Origin of the sequence: Streptomyces sp. Inha503 (genome assembly GCF_047215865.1) — a bacterium.
In the GTDB taxonomy this organism is placed as follows: Bacteria; Actinomycetota; Actinomycetes; order Streptomycetales; family Streptomycetaceae; genus Streptomyces; species Streptomyces lycopersici.
Window position 1 is genome coordinate 6,122,231 of sequence record NZ_CP178360.1, and the last position, 21,664, is coordinate 6,143,894.

Here is a 21,664-nt window from a genome sequence, read left to right on the forward strand (position 1 = left end):
CACCCCAGGTCAGGGCATGCACTCAAGACCCAACATGCCAGCCAGTCCACCGTGTGCCGCCCCATCCGCTCACGCATAGCTCACGCAGGCGCGAGATCGGTCGCGGGTCTCGGATGAGGATCTGATCTCGTCACACGGTGCAGAACGCCCTGCGGTACCACGCGTGTGGACAGCTCCGCCGTACTGATCGAGGAGGCGCTCGGCCCGCGCCAGATCCTCCGGGGTGTCTACCGCTACACCGTCGTCCAGGACCGGAACCATGTGTACGGCGTGGCCGTGCTCGACGAAGCGCAGCATCTCCACTCCCTCGGCGCGCTCCAGGGGCCCCTGCTGGAGTTGTAGGAAGTGCTGGAGAGCTGGGCCGGTGAAGCCGTAAAGACCCAGTTGGCGCAGGTACTTCGGGCGGTCGCCTTTGGGGTAGGGGATGGGCTGGCGCGAGAACATCAGAGCCTTGCTTTGGGCCGAGACAACGACCTTGACGACGTTGTGGTCGAGGACGGCGCCCGGGTCGTGCAGCTCGGCATATGCGTTCACGGCGAGCGTGCCCGGCGGCTTGTACTCCAGGGCCTCGGAGATGTCGTCGATGGCGGTCGGCGAGATGAACGGCTCGTCGCCCTGGACGTTGATGTACGCCTCGGCCGGCAGGCGCTCGGCGACCTCCGCGACGCGATCGGTGCCGGTGAGGTGCTCTCCGGTACGGATGCACTCGATGCCCAGTTGACGGCACGCCGCTTCGATGCGTTCGTCGTCGGTCGCCACGACAGCTCCGTCGAGACGTTTGGCCTCCAGGCAACGCTGGTGAACATGCCAGAGCAGCGGCTTGTCGCCGAGGACGGCCAGTGGTTTGCCGGGGAAGCGCGAAGCACCCCAGCGGCAGGGTATGACGGCGATATGCCGGCGCGGTTTGGCACCGGTCGGCTGGGCTGTGGTGGCGGCCACGGCGTCCTCCTGGTGGTCGGGTCGGAGTGGGCACTTCACGTGAGCAGGGCGAGCTTGGCGCGGACGGTGGGTGAAGCGGCACTCGGGAACGGCCGCCATTCGTAGCCGTCGACCTCCTCTTCTTGGAGCGTCACCGCGTGCTCTGCGCCGAGGTGGAAGGCCCAGCGGAAGTCCACGTGGTGGTGGGTCGGCTCGTCCTTCGAGGGGTTCGCGTCGATGGTGTGCACGTCGATGTCGAGGGGAACGTCCTCGTAGCCGGAGAGGGGGACGACGGCGCTGGGCGGGATGCCGGCCTCCTCGTGCAGTTCGCGCAGGGCGGCGTCGCGCAGGTGCCGGTCAGCCGGTTCGTTGTGCCCGCCGGGCGCCAGCAGTTTCCCGGACGCCTTGTGCACGATGTGCAGTACGCGCCGGTCGCCGTCGATGAGGATGGCGCTGCAGGTCACGTGGGCGGGGTACGTCTTGCGGCTCGTGGGGGCGTCCGTGCCAGCGAGCGCGGCGAACAGCAGGGTGAGGGAATCGCGTTCGTCCGGGTGGCGGGCGAGGTACGCCTCGGTGACAGAGCGGACGTGGTCGACGGAGGGAGGCACCGGAATCACCTTTCGAAGTGGCGGAGCCAGGTTCTGGCGATGGTGTCGCGGTCGGCCGCCGGCATCTTGTGCAGTCCGGGCTGGAAGCGGTCGTGGCTGAGTGCGGCGGTGGCGGCGAGTATCTCGGCCTGCACGAGGTGGATGTAGGTGCCGACGGCGGCGCCGTGCACGAAGTTGACGGCACCCCCGTCGGCGAGAACGTAGAAGTAGTGGCCGGTGACCTCGTATCGGGTCAACTGGGGTCCGACGGGCTGGCGTTCGTAGAGGTCGTCAAGGCTGCTGAGTTCGAGCTCGTCCTCGGAGGAGGTCACCGATCCGAGGTACGCGCCGTTGCGCAGGGCGGCGAAATCCTCGTGCCGGAGGGCAAGATTGCCGGTGGCGCACAGGACGAGTTCCGCGTCGTGGACGGCCTCGGTGGTGGACGCGCTGGTGCGGAAGCCGAGGGCGTGCGCCTGCACCCGCTTGACCGCGTCGTGGTCGTACACGGTGACGCGCAGGTCCTGGGCGCGCAGGGTCTGGGCGATGGCGCGCCCGATCTTTCCGAAGCCGATGACGCAGGCGCTGCGGCTCGTGAGGATGTCCCCGCGGGCGCGAACGAGGGCGTCGGTGGAGAACACGATGGACCGACCGACGAGGTGGTCCTCGCAGTCCTTGAGCGGGGAGCGGGCCACGGACACGACCGGGCACGGCAGGGACCCGAGGGCCGCGTACCGCTGGTGTCCGTTCTCGGTGTCTTCGACGACGCCGAGGACGCGGCCGGAGAACTTGTTCACGAGGGTGTCGAGGCTGGCCGCGAAGTACCCGCCGATGTCGACCAGGACGACGTCCTGGCCGCCGGCCGTGTCCTCCAGGTAGTGCAGGGCCTGGGTCTCGTCGGTGAACCGCTCCCGGGTCAGGTCGTGGACCGGCAGGCTGCGGCGGACGGTGTCGAGGGTCGGCTGGTGGATCGACCGGGGCTTGGGGAGGACGGCGCCGATCGTGGACACCGCGGTCATGGCGCGCAAGAACGCAGGTCGTTCCGGGAGCAGGTGCGTGATGACCAGCGTCGTGATCGCCTGGCTGGCGGGGAACTGCGCGGTGATCCTCCGGAAGAAGGCGTCCAGCCGCGCTCGCTCGGGGGTTTCCATGAGCACTCCTCTCGGATTCCGAGGCGTAGGGCTACGCGGCCCGGCTGTAGTCCGGTACCGGCGCGGCCAGGGCCTGCATGTGGGCGCGCAGTCCGCTGTGGAGGTCGACGCGCGGCTGCCAGCCGAGGACTTCTCCGGCGCGGCCGGGATCGGCACGGGTCAGGAGGACGTCCCCGTTGCGCACGTGGTCCTGCTGGAGCTGGATCTCGCGGCCGGTGAGGCTGTTGGCGATGTTGATCACGTCCAGCAGCGATGCGTTCGATCCGCCGCCGACGTTGATGGCGCCGTGCGCGGTCGGAACGACGGCGGCGGCGATCGTGGCGGCGACCACGTCGTCGATGTAGGTGAAGTCGCGGCGCTGGTGGCCGTCTCCGTACAGACGCAGGGGCTGTCCGGTCAGGGCGGCGTACAGGGCGCGGTGGGTGAACATGTCGGCGCGCTGCCGGGGGCCGTAGACGGTGAAGTACCGCAAGGCGACGACGCTGGGGCCGACGGGGCGCTCGGCGTAGGCGAGGCAGAGCTGCTCCTCGGCCAGCTTGGTCACGGCGTACGGGGAGGCGGGATTGGGACGGTCGGTCTCGAGGCTCGCGTCGCCGTCGGTCGGACCGTAGACGCTGGAGGAGGAGGCGACTACCAGTCGGGGGACGCCGATCCGGGTGGAGGCTTCGAGGACGCGGTGGGTGGCCAGCACGTTGGACGCGAGGTAGTCGCCGAACTGCGGTCCCCAGGAGGGCCGTACACCGGGGATGCCGGCGAGGTGGAAGACCGCGTCGGCGTCGATCAGGAGCGGGTCGATCGCGCAGTGGAGGAGGTCGGCCGTGACGTGGTGGTATCCCGGGCGTCCTCGCAGCGCTGCGAGGTTGGCGGCGGCCGTCGGGTCGGTGGACGGGTCTCGGCGGTCCACGCCGATCACGGTGGTGCCGGCCTGGACGAGGGCGTGGGCGAGGTGTGAGCCGATGAATCCGGCGGAGCCGGTCACCAACGCCCGTCGGGGGGCAGCGTTGGTCGGGGGCTGCTCGTGCTGTGGCACGGGGATCTCCAGAGAGGTGTCGTCGAAGGGGTAAGTCAGGTGAGCCGGGACAGGACGGTTCTGCCGTGCCCGCTGAGGGCGGCGTCGTTCTCCTGGTGGCCCTTGACCATGGCTGTGGCCGCCTCGATGGCGCCGAAGGACTCCAGGAGGCGTCGTTCGGTGTCGTTCGGCGGGCACCCGTAGCCGTCGAAGAAGGCGGTGCGGAGGTGGGGTGCGGCCTGCCAGCGTCGGAATTCGAGCCGGGCGAAGTCACGGACCCGGGCGTCGCGTCGCATGTGCTCGAAGTCGTAGATGCCGAAGGTGTCGCCGAGTAGCCAGTTGCGCGGCTGATAGTCGAGATGGCAGATCGCGCTGTCCATGTGGCTGGCGCCCAGGATCACCGCGTGGTGCTTCAGCAGGTTCTCCTCTGCCGCGTCGAGCAGGTCGGCGTGGACGGCCCGGTCGATCCACCGCTGGAACCGCTCGGCGAGTGCGGCGCCGACGGCACCGCCTTGGGGCATGGCGGTGGCTCGGTGCAGCTTGCCGAGCACGCACCCGGCCTCGTAGTGGGCCAGTTCCTCCTCGGGTGAGCCCGGAGCGACGGTGTCCGCGCGGTCGCCTGTGAGTACGGTGAGCAGCAGGGTGCGGGTGGCGTCGTCCCAGCCGACCAACTCCGGCGCGTGACCAGTCAGATGGGTGCCCCACGCCCCGTAGGCGTGGAGCTCTCCGGCGTACCGGTCTCGCTCCGCGTGCTGTTTCGCGATGAAGCGACGCCCGTCGCCGACGACCAGGCGTACGACGCGGGGCGGGAGCGCGGGGTCCGCTGCGATCTCGACTGCGCCGAGGAGGCGGTGCGCCAGTCGTATGCGGGGGTCGTCCGAGGTCGCGATCACGGGGTCGGCTCCGGCGTGAGGAGGCTGAGGTGCTCGGTGTCGTTATGCCGGTCGAGCATCCAGCGGGTCTGGCCCAGGCGGTTGCGGTGGTGCTGCCAGCGGGTTATGGAGGCGTGGTTGTGGGTGAATCCGGCCGGCGAGCCGATCGGGATGCCGAGCAGCAGGGTGTGTGCGGTGATAACCGTCTCCCCGTGGGCCGCGAACACGATGCGCTTCCCCTGGTTCTCCCCGATGAGCTGACTCAGGTTCCTGCTGGTGCGCTTCAGGAACCCGTTCCAGGTGTCGGAGCCAGCGGCCCAGGGAGTGTCGGGATGCGCATGCGGTCCGCCGTTGGCGGCCGTCTTCACCGCATCCCAGGGTTTGCCGTCGGCATCGCCGTGGACGGGGCCGTCGAGACGGTCGTCGTGGAGCAGTGGAATCTGGAGCGTCTGGGCGATGATCTCGCCGGTCTGGACGAGACGGATCCGCGGGCCCGCAAAGACCACGTCGAAGGGCTTCATCAGGTGTTCGGTAGCCAGGCGGCGTGCGGCCTGTTCAGCCTGGGCGTACCCGAGATTGGTCAGGCCGGTGCAGGTGCGCGGGCCCCCGACAACGCCGTCGGCGTTGCACTGGGCCTGGCCGTGCCGTACGAAGACGAGTTCAGTGATGATCATGAGGCTCCTCGGAGGTGGGAGCGGAGCGGCCAGCTGTAGCGGTAACCGTTGCGCCCGACGTAGGGCGCGTTCAGGACGGCGTGCAGGGACAGGAAGTCGCCGAGTCGTTCGCGGTCTGTGGTGCCGAGCCGGGCGTTGTGGCTTCCGGCCGCCGCGTTGTACGCGAGCAGGGCAGCGTTGACGTCTTGGTCCGTGAGCGGTCCGTACGTCAGGTGGAGCGTCGCGATGAGCTTGGCGAGGTCGTAGCCCATCGGGGCGAGGGACAGGTCGTCGGTGTCGACGGCGACGATGTCCTGCGTGCTGGTGATGATGAAGTTCCGCGGGTTGCTGTCCTTGTAGAAGGCGCAAGGTCCCTCGGTGGTCGCTTCCAGAAGGCCGAGCATCGCGTGCAGTGCCGTCTTGTTCGGTAGGTAGCCCTGCTCGTGGCGTCGCCGTAGGGCGACCTTCCGGGGCCCGAGGTAGTCGTCGAACGCCGTGCCGTCCTGGAAGTGGTGCGGGGTGTCCAGCGACGCGGAGTGCAGGTCGCTGGCCCAGGCGGCACCGTGGGCGTGGCCGAGCAGTTCCGCCACGCGCGGGAGGTCCTCGGGGCGTACGGAGCGGCCCTCGATCCGTTCGAACGTCAGGGACTGCGGTCCGGCGGTGTGGAGGGCCGGCTGCCACAGCGGCTTGGCGTGTGCGGTGAGCCACCGGTAGTGGCGCACCGCCCCCGCCGCACGCTCCGGTTTCACGTAGTGCTTGGTGAACGGGGCGGGGCTCATGCCGGCCCTCCTCCTTCCTTCGGCTGGGCGACGACGAAGGTGATGCGGGACCGGGTGGTCAGCGGCTGGTCGGGAAGGAACTCGTGCAGGGTCGCCGCCAAGGCCCCAGGGTTGCCGTACAGGCCGGGCGCGAGGTCGTACTTGGGGTTGGTGGCCAGGTACTGTGCCGTGTGGTCGTGGCCGTCGAAGGTGAAAACGTGCTCCTCGTCCAGGACGGCGATCACGTCGAGCGAGGAGGCGGCCAGGTCGGCGAGGTTGCCGCTGTGGGCTGCGGTGTAGAGGCTTTCGTGCTGGGCGGCACGCGGATCGAGGCCGGCGGAAGCGACCAGCTGGTCCATCTCCTGGTAGCTGTCGAGGCCCTTGGTGACGAGCACGGCCAGACCCCCGGGGGCGAGGACCCTGGCGATCTGCGCGACGACGTCCTCGGGGTGCGGCGAGTGGTAGAGGCAGAACGCAGCCATGACGACATCGCTCGACCTGTCGGGCAGGGGGAGGTCGTGGAAGTCGCCTTCGACGAAGTCCACCGTGCTGTCGGGCAGGTCCTTAGCGCGCTCGCGGGCCTGGGCGAGCAAGGAGGGGGCGGCGTCCAGGCTGACGACGCGCTGCGGCCGGAGCTGCTCGACGATGACGAGGCTGCTCGTGCCGCGACCGCAGCCGATGTCGAGCACCACGCCGAGCCGGTCCGGCTGCCCGTGGTGGGTCTGCACCAGGCTGACGATCGCCTCGGGCACGGGGCGGCCGGCGGTCTTGGCGCGCATCAGGGCGCTGGTCCGCCCGGCCAGCCGCGAGGCGTGTCCGTACAGCTCCCGTTGTCGGGCGGGGTCCAGGAACGGGTTGGGCTCGTTCATGCCGCACCCCCTGACCGGGGGCGCGGACCGGTCAGGACTGCTCGGCGGCGACCTTCCGCAGCCAGCGGCGCGTCTGACGCCGGTTGGCCAGCAGCACCACGTCCGCGCCGGAGCCGAACTCCTCGATCTTCGCCATCACGCGGGGCCGCATCTTGCGCCGGTACGTGGCGACGTACTTGATCACGCCCCAGTGGATGCGGTTGTGCACCCCGTTGCCCTTGTGCCCGGCCCCATACCGGATCTGCCGGGAGAAGATCCCGTACAGCGCCGCCACGGTCGACACGTCCATCAGGACCACCGTGTCGCAGGCTTCGAGCCGTACCGGCAGCGTCGAGTTGTAGTTGCCGTCGATCACCCACCGCGGCTGCGCGACCAGCTCGCGCTGCACGTCGGTGAACTTGTCCATGGGCAACGCGTTCCACTCGTCGTCGTAGAACGCGGCGTCCAGGTGCGCCACCGGGGCGTCGAGGAACCTGCCCAGTTCGCGGGCCACGTGGGATTTGCCGCTGCCTCCGCAGCCGACGATGGCGACCTTCTTCATGGTGCTCCAGCGTAGAGAGGTTCGGGTGTCCGGCGGACCCATCCTCCGGGACGCGCCCGGAGGATCCGCGCGCCGTGGTCGATCGAGCGGTCTGCATCAGGCAGCTCCCCGCTCGGTCGCCGTGGTCTGGAGGAGGCCGTGCAGGGCGGACTCCAGGGTGTTGACCTGCTGGCTCAGGCCGAACAGGCGCAGGCGGTCCACACACGCGGCGATCAGGGCTGCGTGCTGCTCGGTGCCGGCGATCTCGCGCAGGCAGGAGAGGCGTTCGAGCACGTCGCTGCCGGAGCACACGACCAGCTCCTTCGGGACGAACCGGTCGGCGAAGCGGATGTCCGCCGGGGCCAGCGGCAGGCAGCCGGCGAGCACGGCCTCGAAGATGCGCTGGGTCATCTGCCCGACGGCGGCGTACCGCTCGGGCAGCATGAGCACCGTGGCCAGGGACCGGCCGTAGATGCCGGCGGCGGCCTCGAACGGGATCCGGCCCGCGAAGCGGACGTACGGCCAGCGGCCGGTCTTCGTCCACTTCCCGGCGACCAGGTGCTCGACGCGGGCGGCAGCCGGGGCGAAGAAGCGGTCGAAGGATTCGTCCCGGTCGTATTGGTTGCCCACGTAGCCGAGCGCGAGATCCCGAGGCCGCGCCGCGAGGGTGAGGGGATCGGCCTGGGCGAGGAGGTCCTCGGTGACGGGGAAGAGCAGCGAGTGCGCTCCGGGGGTCGGCGCGAGTGCGGCCTCGCAGACGCGGGTGTGGGCCGTGCGGCGCCACACGCTCTCGGCTCGCAGGGTGCGGTCCTTGTCCCAGATGACGGTGGGCGTCTGGTGCCGGGCCGTGTAGTGGTTGATGAGCTGGGCCTGCCGGTGGAGGTCGCAGGTGTGCCCCTCGCTGCCACACACGGTGGTGTTGCGGCCGGGGATCGCCCAGCGCCACTCCAGGAACAGAGCGTCGATCCTGGGCAGGCCGTCGTCGAAGGTGTACGCGCCGCCGAGGTCGTCACCGGCTTCGAGGCGGTCGCGGTCGGCCTGGAGGAAGACGATCTCGTGACCGCGGGCAAGGAGGGCGTCGACGAAGGGGCGGCGGTGGCTGCGGCCTCCGTCGGGGGTGTCGGTGACGCCGTTGCCGAGGAAGCCCCAGAAGCTGTATCCGATCTTCATTTGGTGATCCACCGCCCTTCGAGGAGCAGGGCGTCGGTTCCGGAGTTCGCCAGGCAGTCCAGGGCCATCTCGGGTGTCCCGCAGATCGGCTTGCCCTTGACGTTGAGGGAGGTGTTGATCAGCACGGGTACGCCGGTCCGGCGGCCGAAGGCGGTCAGCACCGCGTGCATGAACGGGTTCTGCGACCGGGTGACGGTCTGCAGGCGGGAGGTGCCGTTGGCGTGCACGATGGCCGGCACGCGCTCGCGCGTCAGGTCTGTCACCCCGGAGGCCATAGACATGTACGGCGCCGGCTGGCCGAGGGTGAAGAACTCCGCGGCGCGCTCGGCGGGGACCATGGGGGCGAAGGGCCGGAACGGTTCGCGGAACTTCACGGTGGCGTTGAGCCGCTCGACGACGCCGGGCTCCAGCGGAGAGGCGAGGATCGAGCGGTTGCCCAGGGCGCGCGGCCCGGCTTCGACGGCCCCCTGGAAGAGTCCGGCGATCGTGCCGTGGGCGAGCTGGTCGGCGAGGAACTCTGCGGTCTCGATGCCCAGGGTCTTCTGGTGGAGGCCGGGCCAGGGGGTCAGGTCGAGGGGCTGGTCCTCGTAGGAGGGACCGAGGTAACAGTGACGGGCGATGCCGGCGACCGGGCGAGGCGTACGCCCATCGACGTGCACGGCGAGGGCTGCCCCGATCGCGGTTCCGGCGTCACCCGGTGCCGGCGGGACGAACACCTCGTCGAAGATGCCAGCCTCGATGATCTTCCCGATGCTCACGCAGTTCGTGGCGACACCGCCTCCCACGCACAGGCGCCGGGAGCCGGTGAGCACACGGGCGCGGCAGGCGAGGTGGACCATCACCCGCTCGGTCCGCTCCTGGAGGGCAGCCGCCAGGTCTCGGTGGACGTCGGTGAGCGGTTCGCTCGGGTGCCGCTCGGGGCAGGTCTCGGCGACGAAGCGCTGGGATGTCCTCGGGTATCCCGACGTGAGGGTGCGCGTCGGAAAGTAGCCGGGGTGGATGCGGAAGCCCGTGGCCGTCGTCCGGACGGCAGTGGTGAACAGGTGGCGGAAGCGGGCGGGGTCACCGAGGGCGGCCAGCGCCATGACGGTGCCCTCCTCGTCGCCCCGGCGCCAGCCTAGGTGCTCGGTGACAGCGCCGTACACGTACCCCAGGGAGGCCGGGTCGTTGATCGCTTCCAGCGTCTGGGACCGGGGGTGACGAGTGCCGTGGCCCCGCGCGATGGTGGTGGTCTGCCGCTCGCCGAGGCTGTCGACCACGAGCACGGCGGCTTCGTCCCAGCCCGAGGCGGCGAAGGCGGTGAGCTGGTGAGCGCGGTGGTGCAGGACCGGGGTGACGTGGGCAGAGGGGAACTGGCTGCCGAGGACACGCAGCCGCTGCCGGGTACGCACGGCCACCTTGGCAAACCCGTGAGCACGCGCCAGGCTCCGGTCGCGCGTCGCCGGCGAGAGCGCCAGGCGCAGGGCGGCGGGCGACTCGGCGAGGTAGCGGGAGGGCTGGAAGTTGTAGGCGACGGCGTCCACGTCGTCGGCGCTCAGCTTGGCCTGGCCGAGCAGCCACCCGATGGCGCGGGCCGGGTAAAGCTTGGTGTGCTTCTGCTCGGAGAGGCGCTCCTCCTCGACGAAGCCGACGAGTTCACCGTCCACAAGAAGGGCGGCCGACGAGTCGTGGGTGTACGAGCACAGGCCGAGGACGACGGAAGGTGTGCGCTTCATGGCGGCGGTCACCTTGCCCCGGCCGTCGCGTCGCGCTTGGCCGAGCGCCGCTTCAGCTCTCCGTACCAGGCGGTGAGGGCCTGGCCGAGGGGTCCGTCGATCGTGTCGGCCGCCCGCCACGCCTGCTCGTGCTTGCCGTCCTTCCACAGCCGGTAACTGCGCAACGTCTCGGCCATCGCGTCCCAGCCGGGGTGGCCGGTCACGTCGCGGGCCTCGACCTGGTCGAGCAGGCTGGCGAAGCCCGTCCAGGGCGTTCGCAGGTCAGGCATGGGCGGGCTCGCCGCCAGCGAGGTCAGTAGCTCGGCCTGCTTGACGTGTTCGTCGTAGATGTGCAGCGAGCCGACGTGCAGGTGGAACTCGCCCAGCTCCGCGCCGAGCCACCCGGCGACCAGCTCGTGCAGCACGGTGTAGAAGAACACGTCGTACGGCATGCCGATCCACACGTCCTGGCCGCGCATCATGGTCGCCATGTGCAGGCGGCCGGCCCGCAGGTGGAACCGGAAACCGAGGGTGCAGGGCACGTCCTTGTGCCCGGCGGCGTCCTGGGCCGGGTCGTAGAGCTGGATCAGGGCTCGCCGGGAGTCGGGGTCCTCCCTGAGGATCTCCACGACGCGGGCCAGTTGGTCCACCTTGCCGGCCCAGTTCCGCATCCTGGGTCCGTACGCACCGAGGAGGACGCCGTCGTCGGCGTACTGCCGCAGCCGGTCGTTGTAGTCGAAGATCCACGAGGCGTCGGATCCGGACAGGTGCCAAACCGTCTCGGCGACCGCGAAGGCCGGGTTCACGATTCGGGCCGGTGGTGCGTAGAGCAGGCGGGCGCGCGGCTGGGTGAGCAGCAGGTGCACGTCACGGACTTCGCGGGTGGCCATGCCCCGGGGGCTGACCTTCTCGCCGGACTTGGCCAGCGTGACGGCGCCGGAGAACAGCTCGGCCATGCTGTCGGCGGTGAGGCGTGTCATCGGACGGATGCTCCTTCGTCCTGGGGCGACGCAGAGGCGCCCGCATCTTGGTGGATGGAATTGCGCGACCCTTTGGCGGATGCGGCGCGGTCGGTGATGAGGCGAGCGATCCGAGCCGCGCTGTCGCCGCGCCACCGGCACACCGCGTCCAGGGCCGTCTGCGGGATGGGCGTACGCGGTTCACGCAGTGCGGAAAGCGCTTCGGCGACGCCACCGGCGTCAAGGCAGCGGGTCGCGAGACCGTGACCGGCCAGGTCCAGCGTGCGTTCACGCGGCGGGCCGATTTCGAGGACCGGGACCCCGAGCAGCGCGGCTTCGATCCCGCACGTCGAGTACGCGCTCGCCAGGGCGTCAGCGCCGACGAGGCAGCCTCGTGCTCCGATCCGGGGATCGGCCACCGCGACGGGCGACCCGCCGTCCCGTTTCACCAGAGCGGCGAAGGCGTCGGCTCCCTGCGCCGGGTGTGGCGCGATGACGAGCCCCCAGTCGCCGTCCGCCTTGGCGAGCCCGTCCAGGAGGAGGTCCGCGTGGGACTTGAGGTGATCGGGGTTGAAGGGCTGGCAGGCCCACACCGCGATCCGGGCGGGCGCGCGGCGGCCACCCGGTGCCAGCAGCTTCTCCAGGTACCGCCGCTGCGCCTGGCGGCCCAGGCTGGCGAGTACGTCGAAGCGGGGCTGTCCGAGTACGTGCGCCTCGGCCTCGGGGTGGCGCGCCCACGCTCGGCCCAGAGCGAGGTCCCGCTCGCCCATGACGATGATGTCGCGGCTGTGTAGGGCCGGCCAGGCGACCGATTCCGCCGTCCATGCCCCGTGCTGGACGTGCACCGAGTTCGCTCCGTGCCGCTCGGCGGCGTGCGCGGCCAGCACGCCCAGGGGACTGGTGTCGTTGCTCACGAGGACGGTGTGCGGCCGGGCGGTCGACAGCATGTCGTCGAGCCAGCTCTCCGCCCGCACCACGGTCCGCCACGACGGCTGGGTGCAGCCCCCACTGGTCTCGACTAACACTGACAAGAGCTGCAAAAGCCGCGCAAGCTGAAGACCGTGGCCCCCTACCTGGACAACGTGTTCGTCGTCGGGCCGGTGGAGGCCCTCGGCGGTGCCGGAGAGGGTGAAGAGGTCGCTCGGAGCCGAGCGCAGCTCGATGCCCGTGACCGATCCCGCGCTGCACCGCTCCGCGGGATCGGTGGCGAGATCGAGCAGGAGACTCTCCTGCCCGTCGCGTGCCAGTTCGGCGAGAACCGGGGTCAGCGTGGCAGCGTGGCGGGAGGTCCATGACAGCGCCAGAACGTCCTGCCGTCCGAGGTTCGAGGGGAGCGGACTCGGCACCGTGTTCGCCGTACCCGTCCGGGCGCGGTTGCGGAGCTGGGCGGAGCGGGTCGGGTTGTGCGGTGCTGCAGCCCCGAGCAGGTACGCGACGCCGGACCAGGTCACGGTGTAGGCCAGGTACTCACGCGAGCTGCTCGAACGCAGTCCCACGAGTCCCTCGTACGGGGCCAGGGCCAGGGGCCCTGGAGCCGAGGCGAACGGCGCCCATGCGTTCAGGGCCAGGAGCTTGCGCACGATCTCAGCGACGAAGCGCCGCACGGGAACGTGCTGGACGTGGAGCCAGCCGGCTCCGCCCGGCGTGGAGGCCAGCGAGGCGCTGTAGCGATCGAGGGCAGCCATGACGTCTTCAACGCCGACGCGCAGTGCCTGCTTGTCGACAGCCGTCGCTTCCAGTTCCGCGGTGTGGACGTGGTCGGTTCTTGCGTGCGCCAGGGCGCCGCTACCGACGAGAGCCCACGTTGGCTTCCTGGCGAAGGCGGAGCGGACCAGGCCCAGACCACCAGTTGTGGGGGCACTCACACCATGCTCCCCTCGACGAGCTGCTCGGCGGGGCGGAGAAGGCGCAGCAGTTCCTTGGGCGAAGCGGCAGTCTCGGGTGCGGGAGAGGCGGGCTGCCCGTATCCCCATCCAGCGTGGATGTAGGCGACCCCGGCGCGGGCGGCCGATTCCTGGTCTACCGCCATGTCCCCCACGTACACGGCTGCGGCGGGATCGACTCCGAGGTCGACCAGGGCGAGGAGGAGCGGGTCTGGGGCCGGCTTCGTCCGGCCCGCCCCCGCGGGGGTACGGATGGTCGCGAAGGGACGTCCGAGGCGCGCGAGGAGCAGTGCCGCGCGATCGACGTGCTTCGACGTCACCACACCCAGCCGCCAGTCGGCGGCCACGAAGGCGTGGAGCGTCTCGACGATGCCAGTGAATTCCTGCGCGAGGTGTGCGGCGCCGACGGATTCCGTTTCGTACGTCCGGCGGACTGCCTTGGCGTCGGTCACACCCAGTCGCTGCATGATGTCGCCGAATTCGCGCCCCAGGTGGCGCTCGTAGCCGTGAAACGGAAGGGTGATGCGGTGAAACTCTTGGACCTTCCGCCACGCCTTCCGCATCACCGGACGGGTGTCGAGCAGGACGCCGTCGAGGTCAAGGAGAAGAGCGTGCGACGCGTTGTCGCTCGGCGCGGTCGGAACTGGTGGCGACTCCGGAGTGGGAACGGTCATGATCGTCCTTCTCGTCAGGGGTGGCTGTCGCGCCTCAGAGGGCCGAAGCCGGTTTGAGTTCGCACTCGGGGTACTGATCCGGGCCGCCGGCCTCCTCGAAGGCGGCGTTGAGCAGCGCCACGTGCCTACTGTCGCGCCGGCTCGTACGGGAGGCAGGGAAGTACGTCGTGGGCAGGGGGACGGCCACATCGTGGAGCCGAGCGCCGATCGCGTAACCGCGCTGCTCGGCTTCGGCCAGTAGCGCGCCCCAGTCCTCGTCGGGACGGGCCCAGGCTCGGTACCAAGCTGTACGCCAGCAAGCGCAGCGGCTGGTCGCCCTTCCGAAGATCCCGCGTGCCGACAACCTCTCGATAGAAGTGCATTCGGGTTCTGCGGAGTTGGGCAGCCCGGGACTGGCGCTTCGAGAGGTGTGGGCGCGGGGCCACCTCGGGCGGTCCCTGCTGGCAACCGGCCAGTCGCCGTCCGCCTGCGTCTCTCGACCCAGGCCGGGGGCAACCACGGGGCTCAACACGTCGAGTCCGAGCTTGGTCGCGTCGTGCGGCGACATGGGGGTGCCCCCGTAAGTGTGGGCATGACCGCGTAGGTAGTTCGGCCGCTCTCCGCCACACCCCACCGAAGCGACATACGCTCGACGAGGTGCAGCCCTCGACCACCGTGATCGCTGACACCAGCACGTCGTCGCCTGGCCGGGGCGGTGCTGTCGTCGGTGACCCAGATCCGAAGCTCGTGGTTGTCATGCCGCAGTCGCAGCCGGACATCCCCAGAACTGTGGGTGATCGCGTTGGTGACCAACTCCGAGACAACGAGCCGGGCGTTTTCTGCCGGGGCGTCCGGCAACGACCACCCCCTCAGCACGGTGGCCGTGGTTCGTCGCGCCTGGGCGACATGTACAGCCGCCGGCTCCATGACCATCTCGAAGACGCGAGACGTCAGCGGACACCCAGTGGGTGCGGTGTCGGCGACGGTGGCGCCGCCGCCATCACCCCCAGGTCGGGGTGGCGTTGCTGTCCGGTGCGTGGTCATGCGCCTATCGCACCGCGGCTTCGTGATCCGGAACAGGGGAAACCTGAGGGGGAAATCTTTGTCAAGGGGGGAAAAAGAGGGGGGAGTTGGGGACAGGATTGGATTTCCCCCACCGATAGAGGTCAGACTCATGGCAGAAGATCCGTTTGCCGAGCTACTCCGTCACCTGCGGCGCAACGCGAACCGAACGCAGGACGAGCAGGCACATGCGATCAACGCCGCTTCCGGCCGGGCCACGATGACCCGCCGAGAGGTCGGTCGGTACGAAAAAGGTGACAACGTCCCCACGGACCACACACTGGGGAACATCGCTCTGGCCTGCGGCGTCCCGCTGGAGCCGCTACTGCGCGAGGCGAAGGCCGCCCGAGCCAGGCGGCGAAAGAGGAACAAGGTTGAAGGGGAGGATCTGGACGACGTGAAGCGCCGAACGCTACTGGGAGGCGCCGTCGTCGGCGCGGCTACGGCCGCTGAGCCGTGGGGCCGACTCGCCTACGCACTTAGCAAGGGTTCCAAGATCGACCCCGAGTCGGCGGTCGTTCTCATCGATCATGCGGCCCGGTTGCATGTGGACGAGCTGAGCGAGAGCGCACGCAGCCTACAGGCTCGGGTCGAGTCGCACTTGGACGCGATCACTGCGGCCCTTCCCCGTGCCGGTACCCATGAGCGAGCGCTGACCATCGCGGCGGGAGAAACCGCAGCTCTTGCCGGGTGGGTTGCCTGGGATCTTGGGGAGCACGATAAGGCCGCTGCCTATTACGGAGTGACCTCGGACTGCGCGAAGAAGGCCGGGCACCCCCCTCTGCGCGCCCTGGCGCTGGGCTACGCGAGCTACGGCGCCCCCAGCCCTACGAAGGCGCTGGAGATGCTGTCACAGGCAGCTCAGGATGTGCGCGGGCGTGGCAACGCAACCGCTGCAGCGTGGGCCCTGGGACGGTACGCGGAGGAAGCGGCCCAGTCAGGGGACGACGCCGGCGCTCTCCGAGCCCTGGAACAGGCGAAGTTCGCTTACGACTTCGCCGACCATACAAGTGAGCAGGCGTGGGTCCGTTTCGTGACGCCGTACCGGATGGACTCCCTAGCACTCTCGGTGTACGGCGAACTCAAGCGTCAGGAGCTGACGGCCACAGCCGACTCCGCGGTCGAGCGCCTCGGTGGGGAACTGCCCGACTCCGGAGTGGTCGTCCTCGGGGACCTGGCGTCGGCACTTCTGCGCGGCGGCGACGTAGACCGCGGGGCCTACGTCGCGCACCAGTTCGCAGCGGCAGCGGAGTCCAAGCCCAACACCATGGGACGTCAGCGGGCGCAGGCCATCGCTGCCGGGCTCCCTGACACGGAGCACGACCTGGCCAGCCACCTGCTGACGTTCGCGTCGTCGTGAACCGTCACGGCGTGCACACTCGCCAAGGGCGAGGCGCTGGGCGGCGTGCCCTACTGCGGGCGCGTCTCGTCGACCACCCAAGCCAGGTACGCCTCCGACCCTCCTGTCACAGGCAGCGTGACCCACTGGGGGACGTCATACGGGTGCTTCTCGTGTAGCCACGCTTCCAGTGCTGGGAGGCGGTCCGACGACGTCATGTACGAGATTCGCCACTCTTGAGCTGCTTCGACCTTCCCCTTCCACCAGTAGAAGGCGGTGATGGGGGCATCGATGTGAACGCCCGCCGCTAGCTTGCTCTCCACAGCACCTCGGGCGAGAGTCTTCGCCTGATCTTCGTCGTCACTGGTTGTCTGCGCGATCACGATCTCGTGGTCCATGCGGCTACCTCTCCAGCTCGGGTACCGCGACCCTATCCAGATGTCCGACGCAGGCCGGCGGGTGGTAGTTGCCGGGAGATCGGGCGAACTCACCTTCCGCACTGATCACCTCCGCAGTACGCCGCGATCCCGCAAGGGGAGCGCCGCTTCGGCATGACTGTGCAGGTGTTATCGCCCAACAGGTTGCGTAGCGGCTTCGTGCGCCGCTCGTGCCTTCGCCCCAGCGGATTCGACGCCGCAAGGGGCGCAGGCGCTGCGGGTGGCCATCGCGATCGTCGTCCGCGACAGCGATGTCCTTCTGGTGTGCCGACGGGACGACGATGCTGCTGGAACCACGTGGCAGTTCCCGGTCGGCATCATCAAGCCGGGAGGCAAGGCGGAGACCACCACTGTGCGGGAGACCTTGGACGAGACAAGTGTCCACTGCGCGGTCCGGCAGCACCTCGGGAACCGGCTCCACCCCATGACCGGCGTGTTGTGCGAGTACCTGGTCGGCGAGGCCACCAACAGCGACGCGGCCGAAAACATCGACGTCATGTGGGTCCCAGAAACGCAGTGCCCCGATTCATCCCCGTCGATACGATCTTCCCACCCATCCTGGCTGTCCTGGAGGAGCAGACGTGACGCAGCAGAATACGGACGGGCGTCCGGGCATCGCCGCAGCCATTGTGGTGAACGAGGGGCGTGTACTGATGGTGCGCCGCCGGGTCAGCGAGGGACAGCTCTCTTGGCAGTTTCCGGCCGGAGAGGTCGAGCCCGGCGAGACCCGTGAGGACGCCGCTGTGCGGGAGACTCAGGAAGAGACCGGGCTGGCCGTGGGGGCGTGAAGCTGCTCGGTGAACGGGTCCACCCGAAGACGGGCCGACTGATGTCGTACACCGCTTGCGACGTGTTGCGCGGCACCGCTCACGTCGCGGACACCGAGGAGCTGGCCGAACTGGCCTGGGTCGCCCACGGCGATATCCCTCAGTACGTGCCGTACGGACTGTTCGAGCCGGTGCAGGACTACCTCGACGCGGCCATGCCTTCCTGACTGGCCCTGGGCCCGCGGCCATGCTGTCCTGAGGCATGCGGGGAGGACCAAGGGACACTGCGCACCGGACGCTCTCGGAGCGAATACCTGTTCAGACGCTGCGCTTCGCGCGAAGGCGCTTGTTCTCCTTCTCCAGTGCCTCAACCCGTCGTTCGAGCTCAGCTCGGGTGGGCCGCTTCGGGGGCAGCGGCGAGGCCAGCCTGGGCTCAGGTGGCTCTGCGAGCAGTCCGATGGGTTCGTAAGCCACGATCGTTGACTGCTCTTCCCCGCACTCAGGGCATCGCTTGCTGTGCGCCCCAGCGGAGACGGGATCGGTGTACGAGTAGTGCGCCTCCGTCTCGATGATGTGGCCGCAGTAGAGCCGGACACGCCACTGCATAATCTCGTGGTCCTGTTTCTTGAAGGACTCCATCAGTTTGGCGAGCTCCGCGAATGCCTGGCGGCGGCGCTCCTCCCTCGCTGGGTCTGCCCGACATTTGGCGATGTCCTCATCAACCTGCCGCTGAGCCCACTGGCGGATCTCCTCACTCTGCTTCTGTCGACGATGGTCGCTGCGAGTGAGTTCATACTCCTCCAGCGGAACACCGCTGCTTCGGTACTCGACTTCGCGCATAACGGGCAGCGTAGGCACGGCGTACCAAGTGACCGTACAGAAGATCGCTCGTGGGCAACTTCCGTGTGGCTTCTCAATCGAAGTGACGGGAGATGTCCATACGTGATCGCCGAAGGAGTATCGGTCGCGACTTCGAGGCGCTGGCGGGCCTCCTCACGGCCGTCGTCGGCTGGTCGGATTTGCGGGCAGCCGAGTCACGGCGGCCTGTGTCGTGTACGGCCCGACACCAGCGAATACTGGACTCATGGTGGTACGTCGGCGTGCGGCTGCGGCGCGGGAGTTGGGTGTGGGGTTGCGGCCGGTGTGCTGGATGCGGGTGATCAGGACGCGGGCGGGTTGGCGAGCCGTGGTGAGTTCGCGCTGGGCAGCTGCCTCCTTGAGGAGCTGGTGGGGTTTGTGGCCACCGGCTTCGGCGTCGGCCAGGACGGTGGCGAGGGCCGGCCAGGCGGGGTCGGTGAGGATGCGGTCGGCGTGGGCGGGAATGGCCGCTCGGACGTCGTTGGCGAGGAGGACGAGGACCGGCTTCTTCGGCTGGCGGTCTTCGAGCTGGGCGACAACTGGCGTCAAAGCACTATCCGCAGCGGTCCGGAGGTGATGAAGGGTCTGGCGTGCGGCTTCGGTCTGTTGGGCATGATTCTTCGCGTCGTGCCAGCGAGCGGCGAAGATCGTGGCCCAGACGAGGGCAGCAAGCAGGGCAGCCAGTGCGCTGCCGTCGGGGCCTGTGGCGGTGCAGGTGATGTCACGGGCTGCGGTCCGCAGGGCGTGGGCCACCTGGTTCTCGGCTCGGATCTCGGAGCGCTGGGCGCGGACGAACGCCTTCGAGGCCGCTCGAAGTTCCGCGCGGAGGTGAGTTGGAGCTTTCTGGGCGATGGCTTCGATCAGTTCGCCGAGCGCGGTGATGTGAGTCTGGGCGTGGGTGTCGTCGGCCATGCCGGTGTGGAGGGTGTTGAGGGCGTCGGCGGCCTGGTGCCACGGGGTGGTAGGGCGGTCGCGGCGGGCGGTCGGGTGCTCCTCCGGCCGGCCGGAGCCGAGGCGTGCGTTGAGCTTGGGGATGGTGAGGTCGGGGGCGATCTTTCCGCCCGGGTGGAAGATCTGTTCGCCGTCCTTGTTGAGGTCGCCTGGGCGGCCGACGGCGTAGCCGAGGAGGTCTCCGGATGGTCCACGGCGGGGCTTGACCGCGATGCCATCGGCTTCGAGGTAGGCGAGGAGTTCCTCCGCGCTGCTCGCGTGAGGTATCGCGGCGCGGATGTGGTCCTGGAGCCAGTCGCGGCTGGTCTGCTCCCAGCCGAGGCGTTCGGCCTTGTGCATCTCAGCCTGTGTGGGCCGGCGGGCGGCGGTGCGGTCGCCCTTCTTCAGTTGGCGCAGGCCGTAGTCCTTCTCGATCTGGCGGCAGACGTCGCCGACGCGGATGCCACTGTCGTGGAGTTTGGGGCGCCGGCCGTCCTCGCGGACCGTGGTGGCGAGGACGTGGATGTGGTCGTCGGCGTGACGGACAGCTATCCAGCGGCAGCCGAGGTCGTCGCCCGCCGGGGCGATGCCGGCAGCTTCGACGATGCGCTGAGCGATGTCGGCCCATTCGGTGTCGGAGAGGTGGCGGTCTTCGGGGGCGGTACGGACGGGGCAGTGCCAGACGTGGTCGGTGACCTTCTTGCCGAACTCGCTGTTCCGAAGGTGAACGGGATCGTCGAGGTGGTGGGCGAGCTGGGTGAGGGTGGCATTCTCGTCGCGGCCAGGGTCGGGCATGCCGAGCGTGGCGAAGCCAGCGACGATGTGCGGGTCGATGTGCTCGTCGTGGCGGCCGGGGCCGTAGAGGTAGGCGAGCAGACCGCGGGTGTTGGCCCCGGCCGGTTTGATGGCGGCGATCATGCGGACAGATCCCTCGTCGGGTCGACGGGTTCGCGCAGGGCCTCTGCGATCAGGAGCAGAAGGTGTTGCAGCTCTGCGAGGTGCCGACGGATGTCGAGCGGAGTGAGGTCGCTGTTGAGCGCCCGGGAGATCTGGTTGACGTTGTTGCCGATGCGGTTGAGATTGCGCAGCACTTGCGAGCGGAACTCGTGAAGGCGGCGGCGGTCCTCAGACAGCGGGAGATTCGCAGTGAACCGCCCGTCCAGGAACGCAAGGACTACGTCGGCGGCGAAGCCGGACTCGCCTGCGTAGCCGTGCTCCGAGGCGGTCTCCCGTAGCCGGGCTCGTTCGTCGCCGAGGAAGCGCAGGGGGCCGACACGCTCCATGCGCTTGTCGCCGGTGAAGCGGCGGATCGTGGGCTCAGCATATGGGGCGTCGCTTGCCAGTGCGGGGCGGAGGACGGCCTGCTGCGCGTCGTGGAGTACATCCGGTTCGGGGCTGCCCTCGGCCCCGAACCCCCGGTCCGGCGCCCCCTGGCGCTGGTCCGTCTCCGCCACCCCTGGGGCGGAGTCCCCCGAAGGCCGGCCTTGAGTCGGACTCGGGGTACTACTGGCTCCGTCCGGGGCAGCCCGTCCGAAGGCGCGATGCAAACGCTCCAGCAGCGTGGGCGACTTCGTCAGCCGCGGCGACTCGTCCTGCGAGTCATCGGATTGGTGCGGGTCGTACGTCATGGGAGGTGTCTCCGAAGCAGGGCAACAAGCTCTGCGAGGTGGGGTGGCAGCCCATCCACGTGTGGACAGGCGACCAAGTGACGAGGGCAGGGGGCGTCTGGCCGATGAGTGAAGGGGCCCACCGGCCAGACGGTCAGTCGTTGTCCGGTGAGGTGCGGGTGACGAGGTTGTCCCGGAGGATGGCCATCACCTCGGTCAGCCGTTTGCCGCTGATGGTGTGGCCCTTGGCTCGTATGGCGTGCTCGACGACCTCACGCGTCAGCGTGCTCTTCTCCGCTGCGGCGGTTTGCCCGATCTCCACGAGTTCCTCGACCGTTGCGCTCGCCGGACGACCGCCACGTGTCTTGGCCAACGGCTCCGGCTGCGATTCCGTCGCCGGGGCGGAAGGGGGCTTCGGTCGCTCAGCGGTTTCGCTGAGACGAGCAGAACCGCTCGCCGGTGGTTCCGGCGCCTGGGCGAACCCGGTGTGCGCATCTTCGCTGGGCTGGTCGACGAGTTGGTGGACCTGTCGCATCAGAACACCGAAGGCGAGCAGGGCGGCGGCCGGGGGTACGGCCGCGACCACGTAGTCGAGCAGGGGCACGGGTCCGGCAGCGGCCGTACGGCTTACTCCTGCCACGTTAAGTGCGATGGCGCCGACCGAGCCGGTGGCCGTGAGTGCGATGGCCCAGCCGTCCGTGACCTGACGCAGCCCCGCGCGAAGCATCAGGAGCTCACCGGCGACGATGAACGCATCCAGGGTCGCGGGCCAGGTCCATTGGCGGGTCGGTGAGCTACCGAGTCCGTGCTCTCCGGCGACCTCCGCGAGATGCGCGTAGGACAGCCAGAACCCGCCGACGGTGAGGAGCACAATCACGACCCCGGCGGCGGCAAGCGCGTACCGTTCGGTGGCCTGCTTGGTCGTCGCGCGCCCTTGGTCGGGCTGATGACGCTGGATGGGGGGCATGGGG

The 21,664-nt window shown here is 69.4% G+C and carries 22 protein-coding genes and 2 pseudogenes; 3 read left to right on the forward strand and 21 right to left on the reverse strand.

The annotated features are described in order from the left end of the window. Window positions 1–69: 69 nt before the first annotated feature. The 16 genes from ACJX2R_RS25120 to ACJX2R_RS25195 form a co-directional block, all read right to left on the reverse strand. Window positions 70–939, reverse strand: coding sequence for a 3-deoxy-manno-octulosonate cytidylyltransferase (locus ACJX2R_RS25120; protein WP_413101966.1), 870 nt, complete (start codon window positions 937–939; stop codon window positions 70–72). A gap of 35 nt (window positions 940–974) precedes the next feature. Next, entirely contained in the window at window positions 975–1,526 is a 552-nt protein-coding gene (locus tag ACJX2R_RS25125; RefSeq protein WP_413101967.1) for an NUDIX hydrolase, read from the reverse strand. A 5-nt stretch (window positions 1,527–1,531) separates the two neighbouring features. After that, the gene (locus ACJX2R_RS25130) at window positions 1,532–2,653 is read right to left on the reverse strand and encodes an adenosylhomocysteinase (RefSeq protein ID WP_413101968.1); all 1,122 of its coding nucleotides are present in this window, start codon (window positions 2,651–2,653) and stop codon (window positions 1,532–1,534) included. A 31-nt stretch (window positions 2,654–2,684) separates the two neighbouring features. Continuing rightward, window positions 2,685–3,683: an NAD-dependent epimerase/dehydratase family protein gene (locus ACJX2R_RS25135; RefSeq protein WP_307841506.1), complete on the reverse strand. Its 999-nt coding sequence runs from the start codon at window positions 3,681–3,683 to the stop codon at window positions 2,685–2,687. Between the two features lie 35 nt (window positions 3,684–3,718). Continuing rightward, window positions 3,719–4,555: an aminoglycoside phosphotransferase gene (locus ACJX2R_RS25140; RefSeq protein ID WP_413101969.1), complete on the reverse strand. Its 837-nt coding sequence runs from the start codon at window positions 4,553–4,555 to the stop codon at window positions 3,719–3,721. Continuing rightward, window positions 4,552–5,208, reverse strand: coding sequence for a histidine phosphatase family protein (locus ACJX2R_RS25145; protein WP_413101970.1), 657 nt, complete (start codon window positions 5,206–5,208; stop codon window positions 4,552–4,554). Before ACJX2R_RS25145 ends, ACJX2R_RS25140 begins: the two co-directional genes overlap by 4 nt. Further along, a complete protein-coding gene (locus tag ACJX2R_RS25150; RefSeq protein WP_413101971.1) occupies window positions 5,205–5,966 on the reverse strand; it encodes a phosphotransferase in 762 nt (253 codons plus the stop codon). The genes ACJX2R_RS25145 and ACJX2R_RS25150 overlap by 4 nt, the downstream gene beginning before the upstream one ends. Then, on the reverse strand, window positions 5,963–6,814 hold the full coding sequence (locus ACJX2R_RS25155) for a class I SAM-dependent methyltransferase (protein WP_413101972.1): 852 nt from the start codon (window positions 6,812–6,814) through the stop codon (window positions 5,963–5,965). The genes ACJX2R_RS25150 and ACJX2R_RS25155 overlap by 4 nt, the downstream gene beginning before the upstream one ends. Window positions 6,815–6,845: 31 nt before the next feature. Then, window positions 6,846–7,355 (reverse strand): topology modulation protein, encoded by a 510-nt coding sequence (locus ACJX2R_RS25160; protein WP_413101973.1) that lies wholly within the window; start codon window positions 7,353–7,355, stop codon window positions 6,846–6,848. Window positions 7,356–7,451: 96 nt separating this feature from the next. Beyond that, window positions 7,452–8,504, reverse strand: a complete 1,053-nt coding sequence (locus ACJX2R_RS25165) for a hypothetical protein (RefSeq protein WP_413101974.1) — start codon at window positions 8,502–8,504, stop codon at window positions 7,452–7,454. Beyond that, on the reverse strand, window positions 8,501–10,219 hold the full coding sequence (locus ACJX2R_RS25170) for a carbamoyltransferase (RefSeq protein ID WP_413101975.1): 1,719 nt from the start codon (window positions 10,217–10,219) through the stop codon (window positions 8,501–8,503). The genes ACJX2R_RS25165 and ACJX2R_RS25170 overlap by 4 nt, the downstream gene beginning before the upstream one ends. Window positions 10,220–10,227: 8 nt before the next feature. Further along, complete coding sequence (locus ACJX2R_RS25175; RefSeq protein ID WP_413101976.1) at window positions 10,228–11,178, reverse strand: thymidylate synthase; 951 nt, start codon at window positions 11,176–11,178, stop codon at window positions 10,228–10,230. Next, window positions 11,175–13,022 carry a hypothetical protein gene (locus tag ACJX2R_RS25180; RefSeq protein ID WP_413101977.1) on the reverse strand — a complete coding sequence of 616 codons (1,848 nt, stop codon included), beginning with the start codon at window positions 13,020–13,022 and terminating at the stop codon, window positions 11,175–11,177. The genes ACJX2R_RS25175 and ACJX2R_RS25180 overlap by 4 nt, the downstream gene beginning before the upstream one ends. After that, on the reverse strand, window positions 13,019–13,714 hold the full coding sequence (locus ACJX2R_RS25185) for an HAD family hydrolase (protein ID WP_413101978.1): 696 nt from the start codon (window positions 13,712–13,714) through the stop codon (window positions 13,019–13,021). The genes ACJX2R_RS25180 and ACJX2R_RS25185 overlap by 4 nt, the downstream gene beginning before the upstream one ends. 34 nt (window positions 13,715–13,748) lie before the next feature. Further along, the gene (locus tag ACJX2R_RS25190) at window positions 13,749–14,057 is read right to left on the reverse strand and encodes a hypothetical protein (protein ID WP_413101979.1); all 309 of its coding nucleotides are present in this window, start codon (window positions 14,055–14,057) and stop codon (window positions 13,749–13,751) included. A gap of 161 nt (window positions 14,058–14,218) precedes the next feature. Continuing rightward, window positions 14,219–14,869 (reverse strand): ATP-binding protein, encoded by a 651-nt coding sequence (locus ACJX2R_RS25195; RefSeq protein ID WP_413101980.1) that lies wholly within the window; start codon window positions 14,867–14,869, stop codon window positions 14,219–14,221. Between ACJX2R_RS25195 and ACJX2R_RS25200 the strand changes: the two genes are divergently transcribed. After that, window positions 14,868–16,115: a helix-turn-helix domain-containing protein gene (locus ACJX2R_RS25200; protein WP_413101981.1), complete on the forward strand. Its 1,248-nt coding sequence runs from the start codon at window positions 14,868–14,870 to the stop codon at window positions 16,113–16,115. The two genes, ACJX2R_RS25195 and ACJX2R_RS25200, sit on opposite strands and share 2 nt — an antisense overlap. Window positions 16,116–16,165: 50 nt before the next feature. Here the strand turns inward: ACJX2R_RS25200 and cutA are convergent, their stop codons facing one another. Next, window positions 16,166–16,492, reverse strand: a complete 327-nt coding sequence (cutA, locus tag ACJX2R_RS25205) for a divalent-cation tolerance protein CutA (protein WP_383168227.1) — start codon at window positions 16,490–16,492, stop codon at window positions 16,166–16,168. A gap of 229 nt (window positions 16,493–16,721) precedes the next feature. Here cutA and ACJX2R_RS25210 point away from each other — a divergent pair. Together ACJX2R_RS25210 and ACJX2R_RS25215 are read left to right on the forward strand one after the other, a co-directional pair. Beyond that, window positions 16,722–17,116, forward strand: a pseudogene (locus ACJX2R_RS25210) (NUDIX hydrolase); the annotation flags it as partial. Further along, window positions 17,113–17,525, forward strand: a pseudogene (locus ACJX2R_RS25215) (NUDIX hydrolase). The pseudogenes ACJX2R_RS25210 and ACJX2R_RS25215, both read left to right, overlap by 4 nt. A 91-nt stretch (window positions 17,526–17,616) precedes the next feature. On the opposite strand, the gene ACJX2R_RS25220 reads toward ACJX2R_RS25215, so the two are convergent. The 4 genes from ACJX2R_RS25220 to ACJX2R_RS25235 all read right to left on the reverse strand — a co-directional run bounded on the left by ACJX2R_RS25220 (window position 17,617) and on the right by ACJX2R_RS25235 (window position 21,660). Next, a complete protein-coding gene (locus tag ACJX2R_RS25220) occupies window positions 17,617–18,138 on the reverse strand; it encodes a hypothetical protein (RefSeq protein ID WP_413101982.1) in 522 nt (173 codons plus the stop codon). Between the two features lie 153 nt (window positions 18,139–18,291). Further along, the gene (locus ACJX2R_RS25225) at window positions 18,292–20,004 is read right to left on the reverse strand and encodes a relaxase/mobilization nuclease domain-containing protein (protein ID WP_413101983.1); all 1,713 of its coding nucleotides are present in this window, start codon (window positions 20,002–20,004) and stop codon (window positions 18,292–18,294) included. Continuing rightward, window positions 20,001–20,540: a plasmid mobilization relaxosome protein MobC gene (mobC, locus tag ACJX2R_RS25230; RefSeq protein WP_413101984.1), complete on the reverse strand. Its 540-nt coding sequence runs from the start codon at window positions 20,538–20,540 to the stop codon at window positions 20,001–20,003. Before mobC ends, ACJX2R_RS25225 begins: the two co-directional genes overlap by 4 nt. A 307-nt stretch (window positions 20,541–20,847) precedes the next feature. Continuing rightward, complete coding sequence (locus ACJX2R_RS25235) at window positions 20,848–21,660, reverse strand: DUF2637 domain-containing protein (protein WP_413105948.1); 813 nt, start codon at window positions 21,658–21,660, stop codon at window positions 20,848–20,850. Window positions 21,661–21,664 lie beyond the last annotated feature (4 nt).

Bases quoted from the DNA above. Each gene is read 5' to 3' on its own strand.
- ACJX2R_RS25130 (WP_413101968.1), bottom strand. From the start codon at position 2,653: ATGGAAACCCCCGAGCGAGCGCGGCTGGACGCCTTCTTCCGGAGGATC.
- ACJX2R_RS25145 (WP_413101970.1), bottom strand. From the start codon at position 5,208: ATGATCATCACTGAACTCGTCTTCGTACGGCACGGCCAGGCCCAGTGC.
- ACJX2R_RS25150 (WP_413101971.1), bottom strand. From the start codon at position 5,966: ATGAGCCCCGCCCCGTTCACCAAGCACTACGTGAAACCGGAGCGTGCG.
- ACJX2R_RS25155 (WP_413101972.1), bottom strand. From the start codon at position 6,814: ATGAACGAGCCCAACCCGTTCCTGGACCCCGCCCGACAACGGGAGCTG.
- ACJX2R_RS25160 (WP_413101973.1), bottom strand. From the start codon at position 7,355: ATGAAGAAGGTCGCCATCGTCGGCTGCGGAGGCAGCGGCAAATCCCAC.
- ACJX2R_RS25165 (WP_413101974.1), bottom strand. From the start codon at position 8,504: ATGAAGATCGGATACAGCTTCTGGGGCTTCCTCGGCAACGGCGTCACC.
- ACJX2R_RS25170 (WP_413101975.1), bottom strand. From the start codon at position 10,219: ATGAAGCGCACACCTTCCGTCGTCCTCGGCCTGTGCTCGTACACCCAC.
- ACJX2R_RS25175 (WP_413101976.1), bottom strand. From the start codon at position 11,178: ATGACACGCCTCACCGCCGACAGCATGGCCGAGCTGTTCTCCGGCGCC.
- ACJX2R_RS25185 (WP_413101978.1), bottom strand. From the start codon at position 13,714: ATGACCGTTCCCACTCCGGAGTCGCCACCAGTTCCGACCGCGCCGAGC.
- ACJX2R_RS25200 (WP_413101981.1), top strand. From the start codon at position 14,868: ATGGCAGAAGATCCGTTTGCCGAGCTACTCCGTCACCTGCGGCGCAAC.
- ACJX2R_RS25195 (WP_413101980.1), bottom strand. From the start codon at position 14,869: ATGAGTCTGACCTCTATCGGTGGGGGAAATCCAATCCTGTCCCCAACT.
- cutA (WP_383168227.1), bottom strand. From the start codon at position 16,492: ATGGACCACGAGATCGTGATCGCGCAGACAACCAGTGACGACGAAGAT.
- ACJX2R_RS25220 (WP_413101982.1), bottom strand. From the start codon at position 18,138: ATGCGCGAAGTCGAGTACCGAAGCAGCGGTGTTCCGCTGGAGGAGTAT.
- ACJX2R_RS25225 (WP_413101983.1), bottom strand. From the start codon at position 20,004: ATGATCGCCGCCATCAAACCGGCCGGGGCCAACACCCGCGGTCTGCTC.
- ACJX2R_RS25235 (WP_413105948.1), bottom strand. From the start codon at position 21,660: ATGCCCCCCATCCAGCGTCATCAGCCCGACCAAGGGCGCGCGACGACC.